This window comes from Peribacillus sp. JNUCC 23, from assembly GCF_053653995.1.
Genome location: NZ_CM132202.1, coordinates 292,332 through 309,600, shown reverse-complemented (window position 1 = coordinate 309,600; position 17,269 = coordinate 292,332). Strand labels below are relative to the sequence as shown.

Annotated in this window: 14 protein-coding genes and 1 riboswitch; of the genes, 1 reads left to right on the top strand and 13 read right to left on the bottom strand. The window is 38.5% G+C overall.

Features of this window, described 5'->3' with window-relative positions:
* Nucleotides 1-129 precede the first annotated feature (129 nt).
* The 3 genes from alr to acpS form a co-directional block, all read right to left on the bottom strand.
* Nucleotides 130-1,275, bottom strand: a complete 1,146-nt coding sequence (gene alr, locus JNUCC23_RS01595) for an alanine racemase (protein WP_454215954.1) — start codon at nucleotides 1,273-1,275, stop codon at nucleotides 130-132.
* Between the two features lie 472 nt (nucleotides 1,276-1,747).
* Nucleotides 1,748-2,755 carry a LolA family protein gene (locus JNUCC23_RS01590; protein WP_403078187.1) on the bottom strand — a complete coding sequence of 336 codons (1,008 nt, stop codon included), beginning with the start codon at nucleotides 2,753-2,755 and terminating at the stop codon, nucleotides 1,748-1,750.
* 310 nt (nucleotides 2,756-3,065) lie between these two features.
* On the bottom strand, nucleotides 3,066-3,419 hold the full coding sequence (acpS, locus tag JNUCC23_RS01585) for a holo-ACP synthase (RefSeq protein ID WP_403078178.1): 354 nt from the start codon (nucleotides 3,417-3,419) through the stop codon (nucleotides 3,066-3,068).
* 181 nt (nucleotides 3,420-3,600) lie between these two features.
* Here acpS and JNUCC23_RS01580 point away from each other — a divergent pair, with 181 nt between their 5' ends.
* On the top strand, nucleotides 3,601-4,197 hold the full coding sequence (locus tag JNUCC23_RS01580; protein WP_403078175.1) for a rhomboid family intramembrane serine protease: 597 nt from the start codon (nucleotides 3,601-3,603) through the stop codon (nucleotides 4,195-4,197).
* A 154-nt stretch (nucleotides 4,198-4,351) separates the two neighbouring features.
* On the opposite strand, the gene JNUCC23_RS01575 is transcribed toward JNUCC23_RS01580, so the two are convergent.
* The 10 genes from JNUCC23_RS01575 to JNUCC23_RS01530 form a co-directional block, all read right to left on the bottom strand.
* Nucleotides 4,352-5,836, bottom strand: coding sequence for a PH domain-containing protein (locus tag JNUCC23_RS01575; protein WP_454213900.1), 1,485 nt, complete (start codon nucleotides 5,834-5,836; stop codon nucleotides 4,352-4,354).
* On the bottom strand, nucleotides 5,829-6,302 hold the full coding sequence (locus JNUCC23_RS01570) for a PH domain-containing protein (protein WP_062187815.1): 474 nt from the start codon (nucleotides 6,300-6,302) through the stop codon (nucleotides 5,829-5,831). Before JNUCC23_RS01570 ends, JNUCC23_RS01575 begins: the two co-directional genes overlap by 8 nt.
* 200 nt (nucleotides 6,303-6,502) lie before the next feature.
* Nucleotides 6,503-8,008, bottom strand: coding sequence for a DEAD/DEAH box helicase (locus tag JNUCC23_RS01565; protein WP_403078169.1), 1,506 nt, complete (start codon nucleotides 8,006-8,008; stop codon nucleotides 6,503-6,505).
* Nucleotides 8,009-9,150: 1,142 nt separating this feature from the next.
* Nucleotides 9,151-10,521 carry a UDP-N-acetylmuramoyl-tripeptide--D-alanyl-D-alanine ligase gene (locus JNUCC23_RS01560; protein WP_403078227.1) on the bottom strand — a complete coding sequence of 457 codons (1,371 nt, stop codon included), beginning with the start codon at nucleotides 10,519-10,521 and terminating at the stop codon, nucleotides 9,151-9,153.
* Between the two features lie 118 nt (nucleotides 10,522-10,639).
* On the bottom strand, nucleotides 10,640-11,716 hold the full coding sequence (locus JNUCC23_RS01555) for a D-alanine--D-alanine ligase (RefSeq protein ID WP_454213897.1): 1,077 nt from the start codon (nucleotides 11,714-11,716) through the stop codon (nucleotides 10,640-10,642).
* A 399-nt stretch (nucleotides 11,717-12,115) separates the two neighbouring features.
* Nucleotides 12,116-12,883, bottom strand: a complete 768-nt coding sequence (locus JNUCC23_RS01550; protein ID WP_403078163.1) for a hypothetical protein — start codon at nucleotides 12,881-12,883, stop codon at nucleotides 12,116-12,118.
* 521 nt (nucleotides 12,884-13,404) lie between these two features.
* Nucleotides 13,405-14,640, bottom strand: a complete 1,236-nt coding sequence (locus JNUCC23_RS01545) for a cation:dicarboxylate symporter family transporter (protein ID WP_403078160.1) — start codon at nucleotides 14,638-14,640, stop codon at nucleotides 13,405-13,407.
* Nucleotides 14,641-14,768: 128 nt separating this feature from the next.
* Nucleotides 14,769-14,909: riboswitch (cyclic di-AMP (ydaO/yuaA leader) on the bottom strand.
* A 189-nt stretch (nucleotides 14,910-15,098) separates the two neighbouring features.
* On the bottom strand, nucleotides 15,099-15,275 hold the full coding sequence (locus JNUCC23_RS01540) for a hypothetical protein (protein ID WP_454213894.1): 177 nt from the start codon (nucleotides 15,273-15,275) through the stop codon (nucleotides 15,099-15,101).
* Between the two features lie 65 nt (nucleotides 15,276-15,340).
* Nucleotides 15,341-16,345 carry a hypothetical protein gene (locus tag JNUCC23_RS01535; RefSeq protein ID WP_454213893.1) on the bottom strand — a complete coding sequence of 335 codons (1,005 nt, stop codon included), beginning with the start codon at nucleotides 16,343-16,345 and terminating at the stop codon, nucleotides 15,341-15,343.
* 15 nt (nucleotides 16,346-16,360) lie between these two features.
* Complete coding sequence (locus JNUCC23_RS01530; protein WP_454213891.1) at nucleotides 16,361-17,023, bottom strand: hypothetical protein; 663 nt, start codon at nucleotides 17,021-17,023, stop codon at nucleotides 16,361-16,363.
* Nucleotides 17,024-17,269: the final 246 nt, after the last annotated feature.

Genomic DNA, 17,269 nt, shown 5'->3' with positions numbered 1-17,269 from the left:
CCTATTACTAATCCTTTTCAATATTACCATTAAAATCACTATCTGCAAAGAGTATATTCTAGACTATATATTATTATCAACAAAAACCCGTAAAACTTATTCATTTTTCTGAAACAATTTTAACAAGCATTATAATAGTGCATTTACCACATGAGTTATTTTACCACTTTTAACATACGCACGAGGTATTCTTGATGCTATCATACAGGTGATTTCGTAATTAATGGTTTCTAACTGCGCCGCAATTTCATCAACCGAAATCTCTTGTCCATTATCCTTACCAATTAACGTTACTTCTGTATTAATGGGCGTATTTTCGGGGAGTTTGATCATGCATTGATCCATGCAAATCCGGCCAACTATAGGCGCCTTTTTTCCGTTTACAAGTACCTCTTGTCCCTGCAACTTGCGTATCCAGCCATCTGCATACCCAATAGGAAGCGTGGCTATCCACTCATTCCCAGTAGCGGTATACGTTGCTCCATAACTAACACTCTCGCCCTTCTTCAACTCTTTCACATTTACGATTCTTGTTTTTAAAGATAAAGCCGGACGAAGAGGAAAAGGCAATAATTCTTTCATTTCTACTGAGGGAGTTAGCCCGTACATAGCAATCCCCATTCTCACCGAGTTGAATGTGGCTTCTGGAAACCTTAATGAAGCTGCACTATTCGAGGCATGAATCAACTTAGGTTTTGTTTTCAGCCAGGACAGCATTTCTTGAAAAACTCCCAGCTGTTTGTGATAGTAGTTTTCATTAAGGCTATCTGCAGTGGAAAAGTGTGTATAAATTCCTTCGAAGACAAAACGCGAATCCTCAAGTAAACTTCCTTCAATAGCCTCTAGCTCCACCCTATTTCTAATTCCAAGTCGTCCCATTCCACTATCACATTTCACATGAACATATAAAACATCTTCACCTTGAAGATACGGCTTCGCTCGCTGTATCCAATCATCTTGAAAAATAGTGAGCGTAATTCGTTCCACAGACGCAATCTTTACGCTTTCCGGTCTCGTCGCCCCTAATACAAGAATGGGTGCTGAAATTCCTTTCTTCCTTAGTGCCAAGGCTTCATCCAAAAAAGCAACAGCTAAATAGTCAGCACCAGCGTAAAGAGCCGTCTTTGCAACTTCAAAATCACCATGGCCATACGCATTCGCCTTCACAACTGCAAATAATTTTGTTTGCGCTGATAGATGTTTCTTCAAATTTATAATGTTTTCATAAATATGATCTAAATTAACTTCTGCCCAGGTATCTCTGTAGAATTCCATCTTTTCCAACTGTAACCCTTCTTTCTAAAAAAAAACGCCGCAGATCGATGACCTAATTATTATCCATCAATCAAAGAACTAACTATATACGTCAAACCCAAAGTGGCAACAACATTCAAGCACGTTTTTTATTTTTCTTTGCTTGTAAATAGTATAGTCAAAAAACAAAACCATGAAAAGTTTCCTTCTCTATTGTGACAGAATTATACGCTAACTTTCATTCAAAACGAATATGGCGTAAAACGCCACCATTTATCATGAAGGATTAATCCTGTAACACGCTCAACTCACCTAATCACAATGGCGGCGGTGCGGAGCCGAAATTTTGGATGCTTTCTAAGGTAAAATCAGTACACCTGCTAAGTAGATTAACGACGACATTAGTAAGTCGCGAAGCCTCGTCCCATATCCTCAAACAAAAAGGTCCTCAGCTCAGAAGGCATCCGATGCCTCGAGCTGAGAACCAACTTCATTATTTTTCTGAAGTCCCATCAACCGTTCTCGCAATATCCAATAATTCTTCTTTCTCCATATCTTTCGAGGCAAGCGTATAATCTACCCCATCATACGTCCAAGTAACACTGTTCGAAGTGGCAGCCCCTACTGTAAACCCAAGATCAACTGGTTCTCCATTCACAGATGTTGCCACAAGTGAAGTTTCTACTACCTCTGCTTTTTCTTGAATCAATGTAAAGCTCTTGTCACCTTCATACGTAAGAATAACTCGCTTCCCATTTTCTGTTGTAATTTCTTGTTCATCAATCAGACTTGCACCTTTGGCTTCATTCGGGTATTTTACAGCAAACGCTTCATCTTTCGCTTCATTCATAACAGGTACTTCTAGTTTTGCACGTGTCATGTTCTTTTGCATGTCGAACGCATCTTTATCGAATGCAGCATCGAACTTCACTTTAGAGAATTCAACCGTTACAAGTGAATTATGATCCGCATCCATCACTTTCACACTAACAGGCGATAGATCTTTTTTATTGATAGTAATTTCTTGATATGGCAGCATTTTATTATTTTGATAACGTGTTTTTGTTTCAAACACGTAATGATCGTCCGTGGCTGTGAATTTTGCACTTTTATCTTCAATAATATCCTTTACCAACGACTCATATAAATAGGCTTGACTGCTATTTTCCGGCCATTCACTTTGAAATTTAAAGCTTTTATTCAACGCAGGCGTCAACACATACACTCCATCATTGTTACGGAGAATCATTTGACTTTGTTCTTTCGCAGAATTCTTCAAGCTCACTCTGTAAAAATCAGGATTCTTGTGCCAAATCTCGACATCATAACTCTGAGGATCTGTCCCCATTTGTAAGGTCATCTTAGCCTGGGCTTTGTATCCCTTCATTCCTTCGACCTTGTCATTTAACGAACTGACCACATCGCCTTGTGACTTTTGTCCGCAGGCAGAAAGAACAAGCAAAAGCATGATCCCTGCAAAAAGCATTACGATCTTCTTCATCTTTTCAACCCCTTTTTGTCATTTGAACGTAAAAGGGAGAGGAAAAGGCAGGATCCAGTCATTGAGGTCTATGCATATCTCGGTAGTTGATGTATGATTTCTGGTTGCTTCAACATGTTTGCTTATCGCTAAACAGCTTTTATGAAAAACTGATTCGAGAGTACCTTTCCTGCAATGTACCTTTTACCGGGCCTTGTCTCCCTATAGCACTATGAATATATGAGACAACCCCGATGAATATGACCCGTCTGATAAGAAAAGCGAAAGCATCTTGGCACCAAAACCCATTTTATACATCCATCTTAGCTACCTATCTTTCTTCGATGATAACCGTAGCTGCAGCATATTCTCGACTATGCGTGATGGAAAGATGAATCCCCGCTGCGTATGGCCGAATAATTTCCGGCTTACCCAATTCATTGGGTTTTACTTCAATATCTAAGAATGACAGACTTCTCCCAATCCCTGTGCCTTCTGCTTTAGAAAAGGCCTCTTTTGCAGCAAACCGACCTGCAAAAAACTCGACTCTTCTACGATCATTCAGACTTAAAAAGGTCTTCCGCTCCTCTACCGTTAAAATTCTTTCAATAAATTTTGGCTGCCGTTCAAGTAGTTTTTGAATTCTTTGTAATTCCACAATATCCATTCCGATTCCTTTAATCACTTCTAACTCTCCTTCTATCCTGAATCCAAATTCATATATTTTAAAAGTGACACACAGGAATTACCTTCGATTTCGCCAATATATATATTATTGCCAGTATCTATCCCTCATTCTAAGACAAACCCATACTTATCTGGTTTAATGGTCGTATAAGACTCGAAAAAATTAAGGACGGTGAACCATGTTTACTCGAACAGAAAGTTTCCGACAATATCTTTCTTATTATCCACTCGTCTCCATCTTAATAGCCTTTACTATTTTCCTATTTTTCTTAGGCTTATTACCCATACTGCCTGAAGGTTTTTTGTTTGAAAAAGGTCAAGGTGTGAACCTGTATATCTCTTCTGGTGAATGGTGGCGCTTAGTTACACCGATTTTTTTACACAGTTCATTTTCACATTTATTGTTCAACTGCTTTGCACTCGCCATCTTTGGTCCTCCCCTCGAACGATTGCTGGGCAGTCTTACATTTACGGTCTTTTTTCTTATCACAGGTATTTCAGCAAATATTATTACCTTTATCCTGCAGCCGCCTACCTATATCCATGTAGGGGCAAGCGGAGCGATTTTTGGTTTGCTTGGCTTTTATTTATATCTCGTTTTATTCCAAAAAAATCGTTTACCAACACAAGAAGTTAAAATGATATATACGCTAATCGGTGTAGGCGTGTTGATGACATTCATCCAACCGAACATAAACATTACTGGTCATCTCTCAGGGCTTGCTACTGGTTTACTCCTTGCATCTTTATTTATCCAAAATAGACTTAAGCGCTAGTGTTGTTCCATTTAAAAAAGCAAAGGCCTAGCCTCCGCTTTTTGCATGGAAAAGGTGGCGGGGCTGCGCATAACCAGCTCGGCACCGCGCCTCCATTAGGTGATGCATTTTTAGAACCTGAACCTTTTTCATCGTTAGGCTTTAGATCAGATGCTCATGGATGTTTTTTATGTTCGCTATAAGAAAACCAATCGTTCATGAATTCAGCATCTTTTTGTTCTAAGTCAACGAGCTTCCCTTCCCGAGGTCCTGCTCCTGATTTCACGGTAGCAGCAATCGTGGACAATTGCTTTCTTCTTTGAAAATAACTCACTCGTCGGTCGAATACTTGCAGTCGATTCTTTTGAAAAATATACGTTTGTTTAGATACAATTCTGGTTCGTAATTGTAATTGGTTTCCATTAATATTCCAGCCAACTTCTCTGAATTTTAAATAAGCCCAGACAGCAGCCATTGGAATAAGAGCGAAAGATGCTAATCCCCAAGGCCAAAGAATCCATGATGCAGCAGCAACAATGGGAATGATAATAAATAATTGCCTAAAGAAATAACGGATATAGGATCGTTTCGGTAACCCCTTCAATTCCGTCTGTAGCTCATAACCGGGTACGAACTGATTTATTTTTTCTTTTAGCTGTTCTTTTTTCACAAGCGGAAAAAGCAAAATGTTAACTGTATCCTTATCTGATGCTGAACCGCCTGCATATTCAAGGTACACACTTGCATACCCGAGCGGTTGCCTGATTAAATTCTCAGCGATTTTGATCCCTTGAATTTTTTTCAGCGGAATCGTTAATTGTCTTTTTTCTAATAATCCACGTGAAATAATTAATTCTTCTTCTACCTTTTTGGCTGTAAAATAGGCATAAATTAAGACAATTCTTGCGGTAGCAACAAGATAGGCTACTATGAAAAGTAAGAGCACCATAAGGATCATTAAAAGAATACCCGATTGAATGAATTGTTGTGCTTCAGCTGATATTTTTTTAAAAGGAATTAATTCATCAAATTGCGAAAGAAATGCTGCCGCACCGGAAAGAACGACCCCAACCCCACCTGATGTAGCCGCCATTAAAAACAGCTGAGGAAAAGTTTGTTTAAATACAACAGATGCTGAATCTGTCTCATCCTCTTTGGCTAATTCCTTCCCAGTGTCTGCCTCATTGACACGATCACTGTCCAGCTTCCTTTTCCCTGTTTTTTTCACTTCATTAAAAATGGCAATGATTTCGTTTGATTCTTGCTTTGTAATGGCAGTTAATTCTGCTTCCGGCTTCCCCCCATTTGACCCAGCTGTTTCTATCTTAAGCTGAGCTAGACCAAATATTCTTTGTAGGATTCCTTCTGAAACATCAATACTATGTATCCGTTCAAAGCGAATATATCGTTTTTTTCTTACAAACACACCGGATTCAATTCTAAGTTCACCATCTTCTACCCAATATGTAAGCCTAAGCCAGGAAAGAAAAGAAAAGACGATGAGAAAAAAGCAGATCACACCAAAAATAATGAATTGTATCCCTTTACCGCTGCTGCCTCCCAGAAATAAGAGAACAACTAACGGAATAATTGCTTCCTTCAACGTTTGCAAGATACCAGACAAAACGGCAACAGGATGAAGTCGTTTAGGTTCAAACATCGTCTTCCTCCACACTGGCCATTTTTGATATATAAAAGCGCAACTCATCAGCTTCAGTAAGTTCCAAAGCTGGTATCTCATGGGTCGTTGCGGCCGTAGAAATTTCTACAGAAGCCAGTTGATATTTCCGGAGCAGTGGTCCTTGGTTCGTCTCAACATGTTGAACTCTAATCATAGGCACCAATGTCCGCTTAATAATAAATAACCCGCTCTGGATTTCTATCTCTTTCTCCCGAACATCATATCGCCAACGCTTCCATTTCATTGACGGAAAAAGAAAGACCGATATGTACGTCACAGCTGCTGAGATTAGTCCAGCTGCTCCTATCGCCCAATAGGGCCAATCAAAAAGAATAGTCACAACAAGTATTGCAATGGTTATAACCCAACAAATTGCTGCATTTATTGCGCCGCTGACACGCCAAACCTTTAGCGCTTTACTTGAAATCCGGTTTCTTGGCTCCACACAACCGCTCCTTTCCTTCACTAAACTCCTATAATCAGTATACTATATAAAATATTTCCAGAATATAAAAAAGAGGATATCCCACAAGGTTCTGACCACAGATTTCACACAGTTAATCGTGTTACATACACGAATTTGAGCTGTATATAGCTTTTGTGGGGTCAGACCATTTTGTTAGGGACATCCTCATTTATTACATATTATTTATTTAGTTTTTCTCTTTTGCTATAGCTGTTATTGCTGCTATTGCTACGGTTACTGCTTCCGCTAGGTTTACGGCTGTCTCTGCGTTTAGCACCGCTATAATCTTTTCTACCTGTTGAAGGTCCGCGACCATTACGTTGTCTGCCATTAGATCCAGACTTATTATATCCGCCACGTTTCATTGGAAGTGGTGCTTCATCTGTCAATTTAATAGGAGTTGCATCCGGTTCTTTAGTTAGTGATTTTAACGCTGCTGCAACAAGATCAGCTGCACTGTATTTTTGAAGCATTTCTTCAGCTTGCCCTAGGTATAAAGACAAGTCTTCATTTTCTACAGTGTTCACAATTCTTTCTGTTACTGCTTTTTGTTGTCCTTCCAACGCTTCCGTTAAAGTTGGAGTTTTCATTTTCTCCATACGTTTTTTCGTTGTATGTTCAACAGCAGCCAATTGACCTCTTTCTCTCGGTGTCACAAATGTAATCGCCTCACCATGTTTCCCTGCACGACCAGTACGTCCAATACGGTGAACATAGCTTTCTGGATCTTGAGGAATATCAAAGTTATATACATGTGTTACGCCTGAAATATCAAGTCCACGCGCCGCTACGTCTGTTGCAACAAGTACATCTATGTTGCCCTCTTTAAACTTCTTAAGAACCGACAAACGTTTTGCTTGGCTTAAGTCCCCGTGAATTCCTTCAGCAGAATAGCCACGGACATTCAATGCAGAAGAAAGCTCATCAACACGGCGTTTTGTACGTCCGAATACGATAGCAAGTTCTGGAGTTTGTATATCTAATAAACGAGCTAATGTATCAAATTTTTCGTTCTCTCTTAGCTCAATATAATATTGATCAATAAGAGATACAGTCATTTCTTTTGCTTTAACACGTACAAGAGTCGGATCTTTCATGAAGCGTTCTGCAATCTTGCGAATAGGATCTGGCATAGTAGCAGAAAACAGCAAAGTTTGTCTCTCACCTGGTACATTCGAAAGAATAGATTCGATATCCTCAATGAAGCCCATGTTCAACATTTCATCCGCTTCATCCAATACCACAGTGTGAACGTTGCCCAATTTAATATTTTTACGTTTAATATGATCTAATAAACGACCTGGTGTACCAACGATAATATGTGGTTTTTTCTTTAATGCACGAATTTGACGATCAATATCTTGTCCGCCGTATACCGCCATTACGCGAGTGCGTTTTCCGTATCCAAGCTTAAATAATTCTTCAGAAACCTGAATAGCAAGCTCACGTGTTGGTGCGATCACGATTCCTTGTACGTTATCATCTTGAAGATCAATATTCTCAATTAACGGAATACCAAATGCGGCTGTTTTACCTGTTCCAGTTTGAGCTTGACCAATAATATCTTTCCCTTCTAATGCCAATGGAATGGTTTGTGCTTGAATCGGACTTGCTTCTTCAAACCCCATTTTTTCGATTGATTTCATAGAAGTTCTGTCTAAACCTAATTCACTAAATAATGTCAAAATATTCGTACTCCTTTATAATTCATATATTTGTCAACATCCAAAATGGCTTGTGACGTCTGAATTGGGTCATTTGACCACAATTCACCAACTTCGAGCTGGTTCTTGTTTATTATTTATCGTTTAAGAAAAGTTTTCTCAATGATCACCTAAAATACTTGCGTTTTTTAAATCCGAACTCCATTATAATAAATAAAAAGTCCCGAACAAAAGTCAAACCTTGCGCAAATACTGATCTAGCGCTAGGTCCAGGAAATCTTTTTACAAAACATGTACCAAGAATGAAATTCAAAAATGGAAAGATCAAAGTAGCATACAAATTCGCATGTTTATTCAGGTGAGGGCTGCTGCATCTTTTTTCCTATGAGACAAGAGTCTACATAAAAGAAAAACTGTTTTGGACTTCAAGGATGAAATCCAAAGACAAAGCTGCAATTATGCCATAGTTTATGAATAGCCATCATGTAATTATCCAAAATGATTGCATATCAAATCCTATAGAATAAAACAAAACTTGACTTAAGCCAAGCTTCCCATAAAAAAACAGGCCCTTATGCGTTTGGGGAATGCGGAGTGGAAAGGAACCACAAGGATCATTTCTGGCAAGAGGGGTAGGAGATAATCAGAATCTCCCATCTATCATGTCATGAGCTTATGGAGCCAGCTACAGACAGCTGGACCTTCCTATTAGCAATTTAAGCTGCAAAGTGAGACAGCTTTTTATATTATTCAAGACGCGTGGCCTATTTAATCTGAAAGTACAAGATCTTCACCAAGTGAAGAATGAAATAACGTTTGTTTCTTAAAGAAACGATAAACAATCTTTGGATTAGTTATAGTATATACCATCTTCAACTTCCAAAGACATTTAAACTCATAATACATGTTACCATTTTCAGGTCGTTATTGCAATAAAGGAATCTAAAACTCAAACGAAATAGGCCGATTGAAAGAGGTATTTTCAGAGGATTTTTACCATTAACCTCCAAACCATTTATACCTTTGTGACGTTAGGCACCTCGTAACTCATAACTCGAGTGGCTAAGTTTATTCGTCAAATACCAAATACATGAAATAGCTGAGTCATTAAAATAAGCCGATAAAATCTCCATAAACGGAAATTCACCGACTTATTACAGAATTCAATTTTGTAAAGCTTGAACAATTTCTTCTAATTTCATCCCTCTTGAGGCTTTTACTAGGATTAAATCATTTAGAGACGTACGCTGCTTTAAATCAGCAATTAATGTGGATTTATCATCATATGAAAACACTCGTTCTTCTGGAAAAGATCGGCGAGCTCCTTCAGCTATAAAATGACCAAGCGAACCATATGTAAAGACTGCATTGATCTTGTCTGGCTGAATGTTTTCACCAATATTTACATGATAATCTTCCTCTTGATTTCCTAGTTCTAACATGTCACCAAGGATGAGGTATTTATTTTGGAATCCTGAAAGACTTTCAATCAGTTCAATCGCTGCCTTCATTGAGGTTGGACTTGCATTATAGGCATCATTAATGATTTTTTCCCCTTTTGCTCCTTCAACCATTTCCATTCTCATATTGGTTAATTGGACCGATTCAAACCCTTTTCTGATATTAGCATCATTTACACGCAACAGTTTGGCTACAAGCATAGCGGCTAACGCATTTTGTACATTATGAGAACCAAGAACTGGAATCGTATATGGGTCTCCATTTATTTCAAAAGAAGTACTATTCTCGTTTTGAGTTATGGAGATGGGGTAAAGATCATTTTTATTTTCTCTACCAAAAGATACAACGTGAAGGTTCGTTAAGTCACGTTCAATTCGATCACGTAATAATGGTTCATCTCCTTGGTAAATCAGCGTTCCGCCATCTTTAAGGCCTGAAACAATCTCGAGTTTAGCATTTGCAATTTCTTCTCTTGAACCGAGATCCAATAGATGAGACTCGCCAATATTCGTAATAATTGCCAAGTCTGGTTCTGCAAGTGTGGACAGAAATGCAATTTCACCACGGCTGCTCATGCCCATTTCGAGAACGGCCACTTCTGTGTCTTCATCCATTCCTAGAATGGTTAACGGAAGTCCAAGATGATTATTAAAGTTTCCGCTTGTTTTATGAATGCGGTAGGTTGTTTGCAGTAAGGACGCTATCATATCTTTCGTGGTCGTTTTGCCATTACTCCCTGTAACGCCAATTACTTTACAATTTAGTTGCTTTCGATACGCCCTGGCTAGTTTCTGTAATGCTTTTTCTGTATTCTCTACAAGGATTACCGGAAGTCCGGCTGGCAGTTCCCCCGCATCCTTTTGCCACAAAGAAGCAGCTGCCCCCTGCGATATGGCCTTTTCTACATATTGATGTCCATCAACATGTTCGCCACTAAGGGGGATGAACAAGTTGTTAAACTCAATATTTCTAGAATCAATCGAAACTCCTGCCGCTATAATGGATTCAAAATCTGTAATGTTATTCAACCCATCGACCATTTCATGGATTTGCTTTAACGTTTTTTTTAACATCATGTTCCTCCTAGGGTTTTAGAAAATTGCGGCTTATCCCTTATCACCAAGCTATTTCAGTAAGGAAAACGACAGCCATTCGGTTGTCGTTTCCACTTCTAGGCTGCAAAGCATCCCATTAAAAGCTATATTTAATCTTCTGCTTTTCTTCATAACGTTCTTGCGCCAAATTCACTAATGTCTCGATTAATTGAGGATACTCCACTCCTGTATGTTTCCATAATAAAGGAAACATGCTAAATGGAGTAAAGCCAGGCATCGTATTTACTTCATTAATATATGCTTTTCCTTCTTTCGTTAAGAAGAAGTCAGCACGAACCAATCCGGAACAATCAAGTGATTTGAAGGATGTAATAGCCATTTCACTTAAAGACTGATAGTCCGTTTCGGAAATCTCTGCCGGGATGACCATCGCGGTATCTCCATCTTCATATTTTGCTTTATAATCATAGAAATCTTTTTTTGCAATAATTTCGCCAGCTACCGAACACTTAGGGTGGTCATTGCCAAGAACGCCAATTTCAATTTCACGAGCAACGATTCCTTCTTCAACAATAATTTTTCGGTCAAATAGGAATGCTTCAACAAACGCAGCTGCGAGCTCTTCCCTATTCACACATTTACTAATTCCAACACTTGATCCGAGATTCGCTGGCTTAACAAAGCATGGATAGCCTAATTCAGCTTCAATTTTGTCATAGGCGCGGTCCTTATCCGTTTCCCACTCTGAACGAATAAACCATGTATATTTAACTTGTGGTAGTCCTGCTTGGGCAAAAATATTCTTCATAATTACTTTGTCCATGCCAGCAGACGAAGCTAGAACTCCATTTCCTACATAAGGTACATTTACTAATTCCAGCACCCCTTGAACTGTACCATCTTCTCCATTCGGACCATGAAGGAGAGGGAAAAGACAATCGAACCCTTCTCCATCCTCCTTGGAAACTTGCCCTGTAGAACGAATTGCTAAAGGTGACATGGCATCTTTAGCTGATAATATAAGACTTTTCACGCTCTCAACCGGTCCGGTCAACTGAGGTCCCTTTACCCAAACCCCTTCTTTCGTTATGTATATCGGATATATATCAAACTTCTCTAAATCTAATGCTTTAATGACCGCTAAAGCCGTCTGCAGCGAAACGTCATGCTCAGCAGACTTTCCGCCATAAAGCAGTCCAAGTTTTGTTTTCATTTTCATTAAACCTCCAATACTCTTTTCACTTTATCCCGCATTAACGGGCAGTAAGATCCCAACCTCAAGGCTTAGATGAATCGAAGAAGCCTGGGTGGGGGATGAAGAAACCCCCACTGATTGAAGTTTTACTTTATTATTGTACCACCTTCATCTTCAGTTAAAAATGAAAAAGAAGTACTGTTTGATAACTTACCTAAACATACCAATAATTCTACCGCACATACCTTACATCTTATGTAGCAATAGCACGGACTACACCATGAATTATCGCGTTTTACTTAAATGACCCACATAAAAAATAGAACTGACTAAAAGCTCAGTCATTCTCACTTTCTCCGATGTATCACGATGAAAATCATCAAACATGGAATGTTTACTTCAGCAAAATAAGATCATTTAGTTAAGAATAACGCTCCATTCTTTAGTCTTTCGATGTAAAACAATTAACGCTTTTGGCCGTTGATCCTTCAGATCATTAAATCCGTCCATCATATCATCCATATTTACATAGTCGCCAATGATCCAACCCGGAATTTCTATTTTGGTCCTCGAATGCTGAATATCCTGAAGGGAAAAGACAACACCCTCAGCCGTTAACGGGATGAGCCTTTGAAGCACATCAAAAGGAATTTCTGGGTACTCCCTTTTTTTCTTTAATCCAAACCAATTTCTTTCGACACGTAATGTCTCCAGTTTCAACATAAGTGCATTACCAAATATTTGAGTTAATGCATCTTGGTTTCGAAAATAAACCTTATTGAACCACCCATCATCATGCGCAAGATAAACAAATTGATTATTCAACTTTCCGAAAAATGGTGGACGTAAATGAGTTTTGCAATGGCCAACATACAAAAGCTCAGCAATTTCTTGACCATTTAATTCATCAAGCCCTGCTTCCTCTTCAAAATCAATCCAGCAAAAATCACCATACCCATATACATGATCTTTCAGGAGTTTTTCAACATCTCCATTCGGAACAAATTCCAATAGCGTATTCATGTTAAACTCCCCATCATCATATCCATGTTTCAACAATAAAAGATTAGGTAAGGGTCCTTCATACGAATAAACAAATTCCCGAAACGTCATGCCGGAGAAGATCACAAATCGCTCAGAAGCATGCAAGTGTATATATAGGACGTCTCTTATCTCATTTTTCATAATACCAATATCCTCCACAACAGTTATTGGTGATAAAGTGAAACTTCAATCAGTGAAGGGTTCCTCATCCTCACTGATTGTTCGTTGAACCAATCATCGGGCATTTACGAGCAGATGATCTCCCACTTACTCTACTTGGATTCCCTAAAAGCCTTGAAGCGGGAGTCATGTTGCTCGTTAATGCGGGATAAAACTGGTGAAATTATCATCCATCATCACTATTATCATTTTACCAAATCATTTGAAATAATGTGACAAAACCTCCAAGTTACTCATAATTCTTCATTATTTTGAGGGAGATCTTTCTCTTTATAAAGAGTGAATGAAAGAATAGATTCATCCATAATAAAAAAAACAGCTATTGGATTTTATCCCTTTAGCTGTCTTTTTTATGAAAAAGGGGCGGGGCTTCGCAAAGTAAGCTCCGCACCGCCACCTTCAAAAGATTATACAGTTTGAGAACCTGAACCTTTTCATCGTTTTCGTTTTAGTCAGGCGTTCATGTATGTTTTTATCAAAAGTTATGACACTTTTTCAGGTTTAAAATTACCTTCCCATTTAGAGATAACAATAGCTGCAAGAGAGTTCCCAATAACATTTACCACTGTACGACCCATATCAAGAATACGGTCGATCCCAGCTATAAACGCCAACCCTTCGATAGGAATTCCAACTGTGCCTAATGTAGCTAATAGAACAACGAAAGAGACTCCTGGTACACCAGCAATACCTTTAGATGTGACCATCAATACTAGCATTAACGAAATTTGATCAGCAATACTCATATCAATGCCATACATTTGAGCAATGAAGATAGCAGCTAATGCTTGATACAGAGTGGAACCGTCAAGGTTAAAGGAGTAACCAGTCGGTATGACAAAAGAAGCAATATGCTTAGGACATCCCGCCTTTTCCACTTTTTCCATAATTCTCGGAAGGACAGCCTCAGAGCTTGCTGTTGAAAAGGCTAATATAAGCTCCTCTTTGATTAGTTTAATTAATTTGAAAAGACTATAACCGACTAATTTCGCGATAATTCCCAAGACCACGATCACAAAGAAAATCATCGTTCCATATACTGAAATCACTAACTTTCCTAGCGGGATAAGAGAAGCCAATCCAAACTTAGCAACAGTGACACCAATCAAGGCAAACACTCCAAAAGGAGCAAACCTCATAATTTGATTCGTAACATAAAACATTGCATCTGCTGTTCCTTGAAAGAATGCCAAAACCGGCTTCCCTCTTTCTCCGATCGCATTAATCCCAAGACCAAATGCCAGAGAAAAGAAAATAATGGCTAGCATGTCCCCTTCAGCAACCGCAGCAATCGGATTCGTTGGTACAATGTTCACAATCGTATCGATTAGTGATTCGCTTTCCTTTGACTCTGCTGTATCAACATAACTGCCGATATCCGTTTGATCAAGTTCCCCCATATTCACTCCAGCGCCTGGCTGCAGTACATTTGCCGCAATGATTCCGACTATAATTGCAATTGTCGTCACAATTTCAAAGTACAAAATCGTCTTACCGCCGATTTTCCCAAGCTGCTTGATATCACCAACACCTGCAACAGCGACAATAATACTGGCTACAATAATCGGCACGACAATCATTTTAATTAAACGAAGAAATATATCGCCAATTGGCTGTAAATAAGACGCAATCGTTGGACTACCATAAAAGATCGCCCCTACGATAATCCCTAGGACTAGACCAATTAATATTTGGCTAGCTAAGCTTATTTTTTTCATCTAACATCCTCACCTTCTGTAAATTCTTTGCTAAAAAAGCAAATGTCTCGGTAAGGGAAACAAGATAGACGGTTTCACGCAATAAAAAAAGACACTACGGGTGTCTTTGGGCGTGAACAATTTACATTTTGTTCCCTCTAAGACGCTGACGAGGTTAGCTGTCGGGTTAGGACCTGGAAACACATGCCCCTTCATAAGAATTCACCCCAAGCGGTACAGGACCACGAAATTGGTTCCCCCGTTCCATTAAGATTAAGCGGAAATAACATTATACTAAAATATTATATTAAAAATCCAAAACTGTAAATATATTTTTCATATTACGGGTAGGAAATTTACCCCATTACAGTCTCACACACGCTTTACAAACCTATTTTTGCCAAAGAAAGGAATACTATTCATTATTCACACGGGATCACATATCCACGTGAACGATAAATAGCATTCCTTTAGCTCAATTATTTTTCTAACAGTCCAATTAAAAAGAAACGAAGTTTTTGACGTTTAGATAGTTCATTAAATGCGTTAATTGTCACTTTTTCAGTTTGAAGAGGCGTGATAAATGCAGGCTTTTTATAAGGAATGCTTTTCGAATCCTTTAGAATGATATTCCCTAATTCAAGTCCATCTTTCACTTCCTGAATTCCAGCAAATTCGAGGCCCGTTGTGATCACTTGCTTTGTGACAGTACCGTTTCCATTCAGCTTGTAAACAGATGGTTTTTTTCTAATTGAATCGCTGCTTTTGGCAAAGAAAGTACACCCTTCGCTTCCGCAGTCACCACAGACAATTTCACTTTGGAACCAATCATTATAGATTCGGGTTCTTCTTGCATAGTCGCTTGAAAAGCATATTTACTCGGAGTTCCAACAGTTGTCTCTGTTTCTGGAAACGGCTGAATTGCGGATATCGTTCCATTAATTTCCTTTTTTTCACTCGATTGTTTTGCAATAATTTTCATGCCAGGTTCTGCTTTTTTTGCCTGTTGTTCATCAAGAGAGCCTTCAATTGCTAACGTATTTGAAGCAATTGTTACAATTGGAGACTTCAGTTGTTTATTTACTTTCTTCACAATTCCTTCCGTTTCACTTGCCGTCATTGCCGTATCACCATGTTCATCCAAATAGTTTAACTGGCTTTCATAAGCCCGTATTTTCTCTTCAAGTTTCTTCTTCTCTAATTCTTGTTTATAGATCTCCTGTTGAATCGAACTTATGATCATCGCAGAAGAATCAGGATTATCTAAAGGGAATCCTGCCTCTTCTGCTACTTCTCTTTCTTTAGCAGATGGTGCCTCTGGAATGGTATCCTGATAACTGGATAACTCATCAATATATTCTTCGATCCCCGCTATTTCGCCCTCATAACGGTTCTTCTCTGTTTCAAGCTCGCCCTTTACCTGATCCAGTTTAGGTGTTATGTATTCAAATAAAGGCGTGCCTGCCGTTACTTCATCTCCCTCTTTTACAAGGAATTTTTGAAATTCTTTATCTTGGTCATTATAATAATAGTTGTACTCTTCCAATGGTTTAATTACCGCATCTGTTTCAAATCTTTCTATAATATCTGCTTTCTTAACTTCGGTCCACTCTCCGGCTAATAAAGTCCGAGCCACCTTACTATCTTTTTTCTCAATTAAAAAAAGGTTCAAAGCAATGAAACCCGTTGCAAGTACGGCTAGTGTACCAATTTTCCATTTATTCATATAGCCCCACCTCCCTTATAAAAACACACGAACATCGATATAAGCCAAAAATGCGGCTACAAACCAAGATGCCAGGTAAAACACACAAATCATAATAAGTGGGATGTATTTATTTTTCTCAGTCAACTCTCGTAAATAGTAGTAGACGATTCCGATAATCGTTATCTGAAATAAACTAATTTCCCCAAAAAAGTGAATAAAGTATTCATTTGAGAGGATAGATTGACTAATCACTCCTAATGAAAATGGATTATCACTTTGGTTTAAATCCATCTGCAAAAGAAAGGGTATGTATACTACTTTTTCTAGCAAGTGCAAAGCAAAGGCAATCATTTGAACAACTGCAACTTTCTTAAATGGGATATCTAAAATAACCCAAAAAACAACAGCAGCCAACACAACATAAAAGGTTGGGTACAGAAGGCCTGCCAGCAGTTTCCCAGCTATAACAAGTAGTTTCCCTGCTTCATATTCACTTTCTCCAAGCTTGGTTATTTCCTTTGACATAGATTCAGACCCTATTCCATAATAGGCTTCCAGAAGAAAGATAACGAAACTACATAGATACACCAACAGTAGCTTAGTACCGAATCCGGTTATTCCTTCTGCCTGTTCTAATTGATATCTGTTTGTTCTCGGCTGAAACAGGCCCTTTAATATTTGAACTTGATAGGTCATATTCGCTCCCCCGTGCAAAAGTAAAATGTATTTATCCTCTATTCTATCTCATTTTGAAAGGTATTGAGGAATAATGACATAAAGTGATGATAAAATAGGTACATATACCCAGTTGCTATATTTTCTTCTTCCATAGCTCAACATTTAATTATAGATTTCTAACAATTTTTCTACCCATACCACAAATAACTTAATAGATCCATCGATAATTAATTGTTATTTTATCTAGTATATACATACCCTCTG